Source organism: Sphingobium sp. CCH11-B1 (assembly GCF_001556865.1).
Lineage (GTDB): Bacteria > Pseudomonadota > Alphaproteobacteria > Sphingomonadales > Sphingomonadaceae > Sphingobium.
The window spans coordinates 1-13,272 of record NZ_LSJY01000006.1; the positions used below are offsets into that span (position 1 = coordinate 1).

10 protein-coding genes and 1 pseudogene are annotated in these 13,272 nt (G+C 64.8%); 1 reads left to right on the forward strand and 10 read right to left on the reverse strand.

Annotated elements, in window-relative coordinates; all coding sequences use genetic code 11:
- The 3 genes from AX724_RS01450 to AX724_RS01460 form a co-directional block, all read right to left on the reverse strand.
- A partial coding sequence (locus tag AX724_RS01450) for an efflux RND transporter periplasmic adaptor subunit (protein ID WP_066762812.1) occupies positions 1 to 1,046 on the reverse strand: 1,046 nt, incomplete at its 3' end.
- Positions 1,047 to 1,142: 96 nt separating this feature from the next.
- On the reverse strand, positions 1,143 to 1,880 hold the full coding sequence (locus AX724_RS01455; RefSeq protein ID WP_066762792.1) for a TlyA family RNA methyltransferase: 738 nt from the start codon (positions 1,878 to 1,880) through the stop codon (positions 1,143 to 1,145).
- Complete coding sequence (locus AX724_RS01460) at positions 1,880 to 3,922, reverse strand: protein-disulfide reductase DsbD family protein (RefSeq protein ID WP_066762794.1); 2,043 nt, start codon at positions 3,920 to 3,922, stop codon at positions 1,880 to 1,882. The genes AX724_RS01455 and AX724_RS01460 overlap by 1 nt, the downstream gene beginning before the upstream one ends.
- Before the next feature lie 76 nt (positions 3,923 to 3,998).
- On the opposite strand from AX724_RS01460, the gene AX724_RS01465 reads away from it, so the two are divergent.
- On the forward strand, positions 3,999 to 5,678 hold the full coding sequence (locus AX724_RS01465) for an alkaline phosphatase family protein (RefSeq protein ID WP_066762797.1): 1,680 nt from the start codon (positions 3,999 to 4,001) through the stop codon (positions 5,676 to 5,678).
- Between the two features lie 52 nt (positions 5,679 to 5,730).
- Here AX724_RS01465 and epsC read toward each other — a convergent pair whose 3' ends face one another.
- The 7 genes and pseudogenes from epsC to AX724_RS01500 all read right to left on the reverse strand — a co-directional run.
- Positions 5,731 to 6,729, reverse strand: a complete 999-nt coding sequence (epsC, locus tag AX724_RS01470; protein ID WP_066762801.1) for a serine O-acetyltransferase EpsC — start codon at positions 6,727 to 6,729, stop codon at positions 5,731 to 5,733.
- A 93-nt stretch (positions 6,730 to 6,822) separates the two neighbouring features.
- Positions 6,823 to 8,151: an ATP-binding protein gene (locus AX724_RS01475; protein ID WP_156447967.1), complete on the reverse strand. Its 1,329-nt coding sequence runs from the start codon at positions 8,149 to 8,151 to the stop codon at positions 6,823 to 6,825.
- Positions 8,148 to 8,858, reverse strand: a complete 711-nt coding sequence (locus AX724_RS01480; protein ID WP_066762803.1) for a response regulator — start codon at positions 8,856 to 8,858, stop codon at positions 8,148 to 8,150. The genes AX724_RS01475 and AX724_RS01480 overlap by 4 nt, the downstream gene beginning before the upstream one ends.
- A 173-nt stretch (positions 8,859 to 9,031) precedes the next feature.
- Positions 9,032 to 9,871 (reverse strand): TorF family putative porin, encoded by an 840-nt coding sequence (locus AX724_RS01485; protein ID WP_066762805.1) that lies wholly within the window; start codon positions 9,869 to 9,871, stop codon positions 9,032 to 9,034.
- 253 nt (positions 9,872 to 10,124) lie between these two features.
- Complete coding sequence (locus AX724_RS01490; protein ID WP_066762808.1) at positions 10,125 to 11,621, reverse strand: SulP family inorganic anion transporter; 1,497 nt, start codon at positions 11,619 to 11,621, stop codon at positions 10,125 to 10,127.
- Positions 11,622 to 11,624: 3 nt separating this feature from the next.
- A complete protein-coding gene (locus tag AX724_RS01495; RefSeq protein ID WP_066762810.1) occupies positions 11,625 to 12,323 on the reverse strand; it encodes a carbonic anhydrase in 699 nt (232 codons plus the stop codon).
- Positions 12,324 to 12,478: 155 nt separating this feature from the next.
- Positions 12,479 to 13,129 (reverse strand): annotated as a pseudogene (locus AX724_RS01500) (response regulator); the annotation flags it as partial.
- Between the last annotated feature and the right edge of the window lie 143 nt (positions 13,130 to 13,272).

Consider the following 13,272-nt stretch of genomic DNA (forward strand, 5'->3'; position numbering starts at 1 on the left):
GGACTGCCCCCGCCCGCCCCCTGAGCCGGCTTGTCGCCGGCCAGACGGACCGTGGCGCCGTCGGTCAGCTTGACCACGCCTTCGGTGACGATCTTCTGGCCGGCCTTCACCCCGCCAGTGATCTCGACCATGCCGTTCTGCCGAATACCGGTGTCGACCTTTACCCGCTTTGCGGTACGGCCTTCCAGAACGAAGAGATAGCGGTCATCCGCTTCGCCGACCATCGCGAGTTCCGGCGCGGCCAGCGATTGGCGCTGACGGGCCAGCACGCTGACCGTCAGCAACATGCCGGGTTTGAGCGCACGGTCGGGATTGGGCAGGATGGCGCGAACGCGCACGGCGCGACTGACGGGATCGACGACCGGATCGATGGTGGCGATGGTTCCATTGAACGGCCGGTCCGGCCATGCGGCGGACTGCGCCTTGATCGGCATGCCTTCATGGATCGTCGACAGCCGCGTTTCGGGAATTGTGAAGTCGAGCTTGATGCGGCTGATGTCACTGACGGTCGCGATGGCCGTGCCGGCAGGGATGATCGCGCCCGCAGAAATGGTGCGCAGGCTGACATAGCCGGAAAAAGGCGCGCGGATCGTGCGATCGGTAATGGCGGCGCGCGCCTGATCCGCATTGGCGCGGGCGGAATTGACCAGCGCCACCTGCTGATCCAGCGACGCGGCAGTAGCGAAGCCCCGGCTGTTGAGCTTCTGGATGCGGTCGAGTTGCTGCTGCGCCTGGCGCGCCTGCGCCTGCGCGGCGGCGAGTTCGGCGCGTTCCTGCGCCACCGCCATGGTCGCAATGACCTGACCCTGGCGCACATATCCGCCGTCCGCAAAGTGGATGCTGTCCACGCGCTCCGTCACCGGTGCCGACAGCACGACCTGTTCGTTCGCCAGCGCGGTACCAACCGCCTCCAGATCGTCGGAGAAGGACGCACGCGCGATCGGGCGGACTTCGACCAGCGGAAGCGTGCGCGGCTTCCTCTCCTTTTCACCGCTGCAACCGGCAAGACAAAGGGTCGTGATAATGATGGGCACAAAGAGACGCATGATATTGGGCTTACTAGCCTTTTCGGGTGGGACAAGCCGCGCCTTGGTCACGGCGTGTATCATTATGTATCGAGCCGGAAGACGAATATGGACGCGTTATCCGCCAAGCCGGGCGTACAGCAGAAATTCGATATTGCCCTGGGGTCCGGTAATCGGACTTTGCGTCAGGCCAGTGACGGTCCAGCCCTGCCTTTGCACCCAAAGCCCGGCCTCATCGCACACCCGTTGATGCACCGCCGGATCGCGAACGACGCCATTCTTGCCCACCTCCTCGCGCCGCGCCTCGAACTGCGGTTTCACCAGCGCGACGAGATGCGCGCCGGGGCGCGCGAAGCCGATCGGCCGCTCCAGCACCTTTGCCAGGCTGATGAAGCTCGCGTCGCAGACGATGATGTCGACCGGTTCGGGAACATGTGCATCGGTGAGGATGCGGGCGCTGGTCTGTTCATGCACGATGACGCGGTCGTCAGAGCGCAATTTCCACGCAAGCTGGTTGGTGCCGCTGTCGATGGCATAGGCCCGCGCCGCGCCGTTCGTCAGCAGCACATCGGTAAAGCCCCCGGTCGACGATCCGACATCAATGGCGACGAAGCCCATAACGTCGATGCCGAACGCATCCAGCGCATGGGCGAGCTTGATCCCGCCGCGCGATACCCAGGGATGATCGCGACCGCGCACGTCCAGTTCCGCGTCGTCCGCCACCTGCTGCCCCGCCTTCTCGATCTTGCGGTCGCCAAGGAAGACGAGGCCGGCGAGGATCAGCGCCTGCGCGCGCGCCCGGCTTTCGGCAAGGCCATGGTCGACGAGCAACTGATCGGCACGGATCTTGGCCATCACCGCACCAGCGCGGTCAGCGTGGCGGGCGTCAGCAATTGCGGCAGCGTCTGCACTTCCTTGCCCGGCGCATACCAGAGATAGAGCGGCACGCCCGAGCGCCCCTGACTTTCAAGGAAGCGGGTGATGGCGGGATCGGCATTGGTCCAGTCCCCCACCATCACGATCACCTCGGCCTTTCGAAAGGCGTCGCGCGTTTCGGCCCGGTCGATCGCGGCCGCCTCGTTCGCCTTGCATGTCAGGCACCAATCGGCGGTGAAATAAAGGAACACCGGCTTGTTCGCGGCGCGCAGGCTGGCCAGTTTCGAGACATCGAAACGGACAGCCTCCCCGGCGTTTTCTGCGTATGCTGGAGCAGTGGAGGGCAAGGCGGACACGGCGGCACCGAGCAACGCGAACGCCGCGACAAGGGTGATCCAGCCACCAGACCTGCCCGTCCTTTGCCGGCCGCCCAGCCACCAGAGCAGTAGAGCGAGGATCAGCGCCGCGCCAAGGCCGATGGTCATGCCGGATACGCCGCGCTGCTGCCCCAGGAGCCAGGCAAGCCCGAGCGCGGTCAGGAACATCGGAATGGCGAGGATCTTCTGGAACCGGCCCATCCACGCACCGGGCCTGGGCAGCCGACGACGGAGCGCGGGGATGTAGGCGAGCAGCAGGAAGGGAAGCGCCAGTCCGACGCCGAGGCCTGCGAAAATCGCCAGTGCAGCGGCAAGCGGCAGCAGCAGCGCCGCGCCCATCGCCGCCGCCATGAAGGGACCGGTGCAGGGCGTGGCGACGAAAGCCACCAGCGCGCCCGTCCAGAATGCGCCGGCAAGGCCGCCTTTTCCAACCAGCCCTCCCCCGCCGCCATAGGCGTTGAGATCGAACAGGCCGGCGAGATTGAAGGCGATGGCGGTCACCAGCAGCAGAAGCGCCAGGATGATGCGCGGGTCCTGCAGCTGAAAGGCCCAGCCCACCGCTCCCCCCGCCGCGCGTAATGCGAGCAGCAGCCCGCCCAGCGCCAAGCAGGTGAGGATGATCCCGGCGGCGTAGGCCAGCGCTTCCCGTCGGACGATTCGTTCGTCACCGCCCGCCTTTGCCAGCTTCATCGCCTTGAGGCCGAGGATCGGAAAGACGCAAGGCATGATGTTGAGCAGCAGGCCACCGAGCAGCGCCCCGCCTAACGCCGCGAGGATCGCGCTCCATTGTCCGCCAGACGATCCGCCCGCGACAGGGCCGGGTCGCGCGGTCACAAGGAAGCCGACATGGTCGCCGGTGCGCAGCACAGCCTGCACCACGCCCCCCTTGCCTCCCTGCGCGGCGTCCGTTTCGATCAGAAGCCTGTCGCCGTCCCGCGACATCGTCTGCGGCGCAGCGTAGCGGGCAAGGCCTTCCGCCAGAGGGAAGAGGTGGATGTCGCTGGCTTGCGCGCTGGCAGGGAAAGGAACGGACAGACGCAGCCGACCGCCGTCCGTCGCATAGGTTGCTTCCGACCCCAGGGGACGCGGCAGATGGGTCCGCCATGCGTCGAAGCGAGCTTGCTGCGCCGCCGGGACATTTCCGCCGCCCGCAACCAGATCAAGCGTCAACTCGCCGCTTTCCGGCACGCAAACCTTGTCCGTGCAGGCGAGCCAGTTGGCCTTTACCCGGATCGGCAGGCGCGTGCCGACGCGAACGTCGGTCGCGACCTTTAGCTCAGCGAGGATCGCATAGGGACCTTCATAGACATGGTTCATCAGGCCCGAAATCAGCAGCGTTTCCGGCACTGGGTAGCGCAGCGCGCCTATGCTCACACCCTTGGGCAGCGTCCATTGGACAGTCATGCCAAGGCCCGCGTCACCCGGATTGAGCCAATAGCCGTGCCAGCCCTTTTCCGGCGTCATGGCAAAGGCGATGGTCGTGCCTTCCCCGGACTTTGGAGCGCTGCTTTCCGCCACCAACTGCGCGGCGATATGGGCGGGTCCGCCGCCAAACGCGCCACTTTGAGCGAAGGCCCAGGGTTGCGCGGCGGCCAGGCTGGTCAGCATCGCCAGCGTCATCATTATGACTTGAAAAATGCGCATCGGACCTCTGGTCGAGTGGATGCTAGCGGGCTAGGTCGCTCCCCAACCGCCGTCAAGGCATGAGAAGGGCACGAGAATGTTGAAACGAGTCGCCGCCACCCTGTTGCTCGCCACCGCCATGCCGCTGGCGGCTCAGTCTCCGGCATCCTCGCCCGCACCGGCATCGGCAGCGACATCCATGCCCGCAACGCCGCCCAAGCTGATCGTCGCGATCAGCGTCGATCAGTTTTCAGCCGACCTGTTCAGCGAATATCGGCAATATTACAGCGCGGGGCTGAAACGGCTGACGGAAGAAGGCGCTGTCTTTCCGCGCGGTTATCAGAGCCATGCCGCGACCGAGACCTGCCCCGGTCACTCGACCATCCTGACGGGCAGCCGCCCTTCGCGCACCGGCATCATCGCCAACACATGGTTCGACCTGTCGACCGGCCGGGCGGACAAGGCCGTCTATTGCGCCGAGGATGAAACGCAGCCGGGCAGCAGCAGCGACAAATATGTGGCATCGCCCGTCCACCTGCGCGTGCCGACGCTGGGCGGGCGGATGAAGGCGGCCAATCCCGCGACGCGCGTCGTGTCCGTATCGGGCAAGGATCGCGCCGCGATCATGATGGGCGGGCCGACCGCCGATCAGGTCTGGTGGCTGGGCGGACCGCAAGGCTATGTCAGCTACAAGGGCGTTGCGACGCCGCCGCTGGTCGCGCGGGTCAACGACGTGATGGCGCAGCGGCTGGCGCAGGCGAATGCGGGCTTTGACCTGCCAATGCAATGCGCGGCCAAAGATTTCCCGGTTCGTGCCGGCGACAGGACCGTGGGCACGGGCCGCTTCGCCCGCGCTGCCGGCGACTATAAGGCGTTCCGCATCTCGCCCGAACAGGATGCGATGACGCTGGCCTTCGCCGCCGCCGCAATCGAGGCCATGGACCTTGGCAAGCAGGCGCAGACCGACATCATTTCCATCGGCCTGTCCGCGACGGATTATATCGGCCACACCTACGGAACAGAGGGAACCGAAAGCTGTATCCAGGTCGATCGGCTGGACAAGGAGCTGGGTGCGTTCTTCGACCGGCTGGACAAGGATGGGATCGACTATGTCGTGGTGCTGACGGCCGATCATGGCGGCCATGACCTGCCCGAACGCTATCGGCTGAACGCCATCCCCATGGAACAGCGAGTCGACATGGCGCTGACGCCCAAGGCGCTGTCGGACTCCGTGGCCGCAAAGGCCGGATTGCCAGGAAAGAAGGTGATCTGGGGCGATGGGCCTTCTGGCGACCTGTATATCGACAAGGGGCTGACCGCTGCCCAGCGCGCCAGGGTGGAGGCGGAAGCGCTGACGTTGCTGCGCGCCCATCCGCAGGTCGAAACGGTATTCACGAAGGCGCAGATCGCCGCCACCCCCTCCCCTTCCGGGCCGCCCGAAAGCTGGACCCTGCTTCAGGAAGCGCGCGCCAGCTTCGATCCCGAACGGTCGGGCGACCTGCTTTTGCTGCTGAAGCCGCGGGTGATGGCGATCCCCGAACAGGCGGTGATGGGCACCGTCGCCACGCACGGATCGCCATGGGATGCGGACCGGCGCGTACCCATCCTGTTCTGGCGCAAGGGGATGCGCCATTTCGAGCAGCCGATGGGCGTGGAGACGGTCGACATCATGCCGAGCCTTGCCGCGCTGATCGCCCTGCCGGTGCCTAAAGACCAGATCGACGGGCGTTGCCTGGACCTGATCGCCGGCGACGGGGACAGCTGCGCGGGGAAATAGGCGGCGGCGCGTCCCCCGGCCCAGCGCTGGGGAAATGATGCGCCCTTACCTGTCAGATATTCTCGCCGACCCCGTCCGTACTTTCCAGAATCGCATGGACGCGGTGCGGCGCGGACACCTCGACCCGGCTGGTGACTTCATATTGGGCCTTGGCCTGCCGGACGTTGCTGTCCGCCGGCACGCTGTCGGTCAGCCAGACATTGCCGCCGATCACCGACCGGCTGCCGACAATCACCCGGCCCAGCACCGTCGCGCCGGCGTAGATCACCACGTCATCCTCCACGATGGGGTGGCGGGGAAGCGCCTTTTCCAGCCTGCCACTGCGATCCGAGGGGAAGCTGCGCGCGCCGAGCGTTACCCCCTGATAGAGGCGCACCCGATTGCCGACGATCGCGGTTTCGCCGATGACCACGCCGGTTCCATGGTCGATGAAGAAGCTGTGCCCGATGGTCGCGCCGGGATGGATGTCTATGCCGGTCGCGCTGTGGGCGATTTCCGAGATGATCCGCGCCACGAGGGGGGCGCCCAGCACATGCAGCCTGTGCGCCAGACGATGGTGAATGATCGCCAGCATGGAAGGATAGCAGATCAGCACCTCGTCCACGCTGCGCGCTGCCGGGTCACCCACAAAGGCGGCATCCACATCCGTGTCCAGCAGGTCGCGCAAACCCGGCAGGCTTTGCGCGAAGCCGCCGATGATGCGCGCAGCCTCCGCGTCCACGGCCGTATCCGGCTCGTCCTTCAGGGCGTAGATCAGCTCCAGGCGAATCTGGCCGTAAAGCCGGCTAAGCACCGTCTGCAGCGTTTCAGCGACATAGGCGTCCTCATTATGGAGGCGCACGAAACTGGGGCCGAGCCGCAGGGGGAAGAGCGCGCCGCACAGCGCCTGCATGATCTTCGTCAGGTTGGCGCGCGATGGGAATCCTTCCGCGCCATATTCCGCGTGATGCTGCTGCGCCTGCCGCCAGCGGCCGCGCGCGGCGCCCAGATCCGCGACCAATTGGTCCAGATCCCAATATCCTTCCAAGCTATGATTGTCGTCGTCCGCCATCCGATGCGCCCTTGAACCATGTTTCTGCTGGCATAGCTCGGGCCGAGGCGCGCCGATAAACGAGTTTTGCTTGGGGACCGAAAGTTTCTCTTTCTAAGCGCGCCGGCCCTGACGCGGCAGATTGAGGCAGATTTCCGCGCGCAGGCCCCCGTCCGGGCGGTTGGCGAGGATCAATTGCCCGCCTTCGGCAGCGACCGCTTTCTGGACGATGGCGAGTCCCAGGCCAAGCCCCCTGGTGTTGCGCTGCCGGGCGTCGTCCAGCCGGGAAAAGGGGAGCATGACCTCCTCCAAACGATCGCGGGGGATGCCGGGGCCGTCATCATCGACGCGGATCAGTACCTCATTGCCCTTCCGGTCGACCGAGACGCGCGCACGATGGCCATAATGAAGGGCATTTTCGATAAGGTTGCGCACCGCGCGCCGAAGCGACAGGGCGCGCACCTCCAGTTCCAGATGGTCGAGCCCTTCATAGGTCACGTCCTGTCCATGATCCTGAAAGGCGTCGACAACCGTGGCTATGGTAACGGCGATATCGGTGCGCACGGGCGTTTCGGGATCCTTTTCGCCGCCCAGATAGGCGAGCAGCGATTCGAGCATCGCGCCCATTTCCTCCAGATCGCCGGCCATGGCGTCCTGCACGTCGGCGTCCTTCACTTCCTCCAGCCGCAGTTGCAGGCGGGCGAGCGGCGTGCGCAGGTCATGTCCGACCGCCGCCAGCGTTTCGGTGCGCTCGTCGATCAGGCGATGGATGCGTGCCTGCATGGCGTTGAAGGCGGAGATGAGATTGCGGACGTCGCTGGTGCCCGCTTCCGGCACGATGACTTCGGACCCGCGCCCGATCCTGTGCGTGGCATGGGTCAGGTCGCGCAGCGGCGCGAGCGTCCGGCGCATGAGCAGCCATCCCGCCACCAGAAGCGCGAGCACGGGGATGAGCGCCAGCCCCATGCGGCCAATGGTGAAGGCCCATTTTCCCCCGATATGGCGCATGCCGAAATAGAGCCAGCTTCGGTCGGGCAATTGCAGGCCACCGTTGATTTCGGAATGGCGGCCGGGGGTGATGCGCAGCCAGAGGCCGGATTTCTCAAGCGTCGGTTCCCAGGTGATGATCTGACGCCGCATCCGTTCCAGTTCGGGCGACAATGGCGGCGGCGGCGGGGCGACCGGCGACCAGTGGACGTCATAGCGATCTGTCGTCAGCTGATACCCCAGGGCGCGCCGGTCGTCCTGCGGGCTTTCGGCAAGCAGCTTGCGGGCGATGACCAGATGCTCCGCCAGCCGCCTTGCTTCGTCATCCTGCAACGAAAGCTGGCTCGCCCGTTCGTAGATCAGCGTGCCGACGGCGAATTCGAGCGTGAGCGTCAGCAGCAGGATCGCGAACAGGCGGCCAAGCAGCCCCAGCGGTCCCCTGATATGCCAGTTCAAGCGCGGCTGACCTCTGCATTGAACATATAACCCACCCCCCTGACGGTGGTGATCGGCGCGGCCTTGTCCTGCGTGGTGAGCTTGCGACGCAGCCGGCTGACCAGCACGTCGATGCTGCGGTCGCTGCTGTCGCCCATGCGGGTGCGCGACAATTCGATCAGCCGTTCTCGCGCGATGACTCGCTGCGGGTGGCTGAGAAAGGAGCCGAGCAGGTCGAACTCCGCGCCGGTCAATTCCACGACGGCGCCGGTGGGCGATCGCAGTTCGCGACGCGGGAAGCTGACCGCCCAGCCGTCGAAATGGGCTTCGCTTTCACGATGCTCGTCCGGCCCGCGCTCCACGCCCACGCGGCGCAGGATGGCGCGGATGCGAGCGATCAGTTCACGGGTGCCGAAAGGCTTGGGCAGATAGTCGTCAGCGCCCAGCTCCAGGCCGACGATACGGTCGGTCTCGCTGCCCTTCGCGCTGATGAAGATGATGGGAACATCGCTCTTGCGGCGGATCTGACGGCAGAGATCAATGCCGTTGGTGCCCGGCAACATCACGTCCAGCACGACGAGATCGACCGGTCCAGCGTCGAAAGCGACCCACATTTCCGGCCCCGAAGAGGCGGGACGGACCAGATAGCCATGTTCCTGTAGCGCGCGCGTGGTGAGCGTCCGCAACGGCGGGTCATCTTCGACCAGGATGATCGACGGTGCGGTCATGAGGGCATGCGAGGCGGAATGAGCATGGCATCGGGATAAGCCCGGCCTGTTGCACGGTCAACTGGACGACCGGCCATCCTCTGCCCAAGGGATATGCAGCAACAATTTGTCACGCGCCGGACAGGTGAAGCGCGACAATGCCGGGCCGGAAGAACCGGCCCGGCACGACGACATCAGAAGGCGGCAGTGATGGAGAAGACCACCGTGCTGCGCGCGATCGACTTGCCAAAGTCCTTGCCGTCATTGACCATGAAGTTCGGACGGATGTAATTTTCCTCGACCCGCGCGATGTCGGTGTCGACATAGGCGATGCTGGCGGTCAGCGGCGTTCCAGGGATGGCCAGGTCCGCACCGACGAGCCAATCGAGATATTTGCCGGTCGGCGCGACCGACGTGCCGTTGGGGCCAAGGCCCGGATTGCCCTTCGACCAACCCAGATGCGCCTTCAGCGAAACGGGGGTGTTCGGGATCGCGCCGCTCACGTCGGCCCAGCTATAGAAGTTGTCGTTCTTCTTGCCCGGGCGGAACACGGTGCAAGCGGCGTCGCTGCACACTTCCCCCAGCGCCTGCTGCTTCGGCGCATAGGCAACGCCAACCAGCGCCTTGACCGGGCCGAACTGGTGCGACAGCTTCACATAGGGTTCGGCGAAATCGGTTTCGTCAGCGCCCGAGGGGTACATGTACCAGGTCAGGCCCACATCGACGGTGGTGCCTTCGCCGAGCGACGCGGCGTAACCGGCGATCAGGTCAAGCTCCATGTTGGCGCCGCCGAAACGGCCCCAGCCACCCAGGTTCGATCCCCAGGTGCCAACATAGGCACCGCTTTCATGCGCGATGGTGAAGCCACCCTGCACGGCCATGCCGCGGTCGCTCTGCGAAACGCCGCGGAAACGGTAGTCGGATACGAGGCCGACGGTGCCGGTGACGGTGACGGGCTTTGCGGGTTCTTCCTGAGCGAAGGCCGGAGCACTGGAGAGAAGCGCCAGGGCGGCACAGGCGATTTGATACTTCATGAAACATTCCCCTTTACGAGTGAATGTCCCGTCCTGCTTCCACGGCCCCAGAGTCTGTTAATCCTGCTCCGGGTGCCTGCGGATGGCGTATGACTAAATGCAAAGCCATTTTTGGGGAACCGTTTTTTCCTGCAGATGCGAAATGATCGGAAATGCTGTTGCGCGACTGCAACAATGATCGTGCGGCGAAACAAAGAAAAAGCCGCCGCGCTGGATGCAGCGCGGGGGCCATATATTTAGCTGAATCAGGTCGTTATGCCACGATGTGCCGCAGCCGCCCGGTCGCACCGAACAGTTCCACAGGCGCACCCGAACCGCGACGGCGATCGACCCATTCGCGCAGCATTTCAGCGCAAGTATGATCGATATGACCAAGCCGTTCGACATTCAGGATCACCAGGCCGGCGGCGGGAAGCGATTCCAGCTTGGCCGACAGCTTGGGCAGACTGAGGAAGGTCGCAGTGCCATGCAGCGCGACTTCATGCGCCTCACCCCGGTTTTCCTCCTCCACGTTGAGACGCAGACGACGGGCATGGGGCAGCAGTTCGATGACCGACAGTCCGATGCCGACAAGCACGCCGGTCAGCAGGTCCGTGGCCACCACGCAGATCAGCGTCGCCGCCCATACGACCGCGGGAAGCGGACCATAGAGGTGGAAGAGATGCTTCACATGCGCGACGCTCACGAGGCGAACGCCGGTGATAACGAGGATACCGGCCAGCGCCGCCATCGGGATTTCCCGCAGCAACCACGGCAGCAGGGCTACGAAGCCAAGAATCCAGACGCCGTGCAGGATGGTCGACAGGCGTGTCTTTGCGCCCGCCTGAACGTTGGCGGACGACCGCACGATAACCCCGGTCATGGGCAGCGCGCCGGCGAAACCGCATAGCAGGTTGCCGATACCCTGGGCGCTCAATTCCTTGTTGTAATTGGTGCGCACGCCATTGTGCATGCGATCGACAGCCGCCGCGGACAGCAATGTTTCAGCGCTGGCGATGAAGGCAATCGCGATGGCGGTGGTGATGACGGTGGGGTTCAGCAACTGGGCCAGCAATCCCTGCTCGGGCAGCGTGACGGCACCGATGATCGATTCAGGCACGACGACGCGAGCGACCGGAAGGCCGAGCGCGAAAGCAACGAGTGTGGCCGCGACCACGCCAACCAGCGCGCCGGGCACCAGCTTCATCGATGCGGGGCGGAACTTCTCCCAGCCCAGCATGCTGAAGATGGTTACGAGCCCAACCGCGAAAGCCGTGGCAGCGTCGCCATTGGACAGGCCCAGTATCTGACCGGGCATGGCGATCAGGTTGTGCAGGCCGCTCGACAGCGGCTTGTCGTCGAATAGCACGTGGAACTGGCCGACGACGATCAGTACACCAATGCCCGCGAGCATGCCGTGCACGACCGCGGGCGAGATAGCGCGGAACCATCCGCCAACACGCATGAGACCGGCGACGAACTGGATCGCGCCGGCCAGAATGAGGATCGGCCCGAGCGCCGACAGGCCCTGTTCGCGCACGATTTCAAAGACGATGACCGCCAGGCCAGCCGCCGGGCCGCTGACCTGAAGCGGCGATCCCGCCAGTAGACCGACGATGATGCCGCCGATGATGCCGGTGATAAGCCCCTTTTCCGGCGGCACGCCGGAAGCCACGGCAATGCCCATGCACAGTGGCATCGCCACCAGGAACACAACGATCGACGCTGTGAAGTCGCGGCCCAGAGCGCCGCCGGAAAGGGATTTCAACATGATTTACTCCGCCGCGACGGCAAAGGCGGTTTCACCCGCCAGACGGCGGGCCTGGGGAAGCGCCACGGGAAGAGGCTCGCCCTCACGCAGCGGCACGAAGCGGTTGGTCTCGCCGTCGAGGCCCAGCACCTGTCCGGCATGGATATCGACATACCAGCCGTGCAGCGCGATCTCGCCGCGGGCGATGCCCGACGCAACTGACGGATGGGTCCGCAGGTGGGCGAGCTGGACCACGACATTTTCAAGCGCGGTATTGCGGAGCTTTTCCGCATCGCTGAGGTCGTCGGGATAGTTTTCGGCGACGACCTTCTGCGCGGCATGGCTATGGCGCAACCAGGCCGCGACATTGGGCATGGCGCTCAGGTCAGCGTTGGTCGACAGCGCCTTCATCGCGCCGCAATCGCTATGGCCGCACACGATGATGTCGCGCACGCCCAGCACCATCACCGCATATTCGACGGTGGCGGTGACGCCGCCCAGCTGGCTGGCGTGCGGCGGCACGATGTTGCCCGCGTTGCGGCAGACGAACAGGTCGCCCGGCTCCGCCTGCATGATGTGTTCGGGAACGATGCGCGAGTCGGCGCAGGAAATCATCAACGCCTTGGGGCTCTGCCCTTCGTTGGCGAGCTTGCTGTAGAGGCTGCTTTTTGTCGGATAGGTGTTCTTTTCGAAACTGAAGACGCGGCCGATAAGCTCGTTCATGGGACTATCCTCATTATAATTGCGTGACCGATGGGGGATCGGCGGAGTTTAAAGGATAGGGACATGAGTTTGCTGCAGCGCAGCGCTTTTGTAAAAAATCATGTCTGGAGGCGGAACATGGTTGGATCGCGCTGACCAGCGGCCAAAAGGGCCTGTTACCGCCGCTCCACCGGGGCGCTGAACATATAACCCGCGCTTCGCACGGTGACGATGGGAGCAGGATTGCCACCCCGCGCGAGTTTCCGGCGCAGGCGGCTGACCAGTACATCGACGCTACGATCGGACGAAGCGCCATCGCGGACGCCCGCCAGTTCCATCAGTCGGGGTCTTGCAACGATCGTTTGCGGATGGTCGACGAACACGGCCAGCAATGCGAACTCCGCCGCCGTGAACGGTATGAGGGCGCCGTCAGGCGCGATGACTTCCCGGCGCCCGAAATCCATGGTCCAGCCGTCGAACAGCGCCTGACCGGAACCGTTCGCCACCAGCATCCGTTCGTTTCGCCCGCGGCGCATGACGGCGCGAAGACGGGCCGCCAGTTCGCGCGACGAATAGGGCTTTGCCATATAATCGTCGGCACCCAGTTCCAGCCCGACCACGCGATCGACCTCGCTGCTGTTGGCCCCGACCAGGATGATCGGCACGTCGCTCCGTTCGCGCACGTCGCGGCACAGGTCCAGCCCATCCGCGCCGCGCAAAGCGGCGTCCAGCACCACGGCATCGACGGATGTTTTTTCGAGAGCGTGGAATATGTCATGCACAGACGCTGCAGCCATGGCCCGGAACCCGCTCTGCTCCAGAAAATCGTGTCAAACGGCGTTCAAAAGGGACCCCCGATCGGCGTCGAAGAGGGACCCCCTTTTCGGATAATATGATGCTGGTTTGTTGAAGATGGCCTTGCGCTGCGTGCGGCGGAGGGCGGGCGTAGCCCGACCGGAGGCGCGCGCAG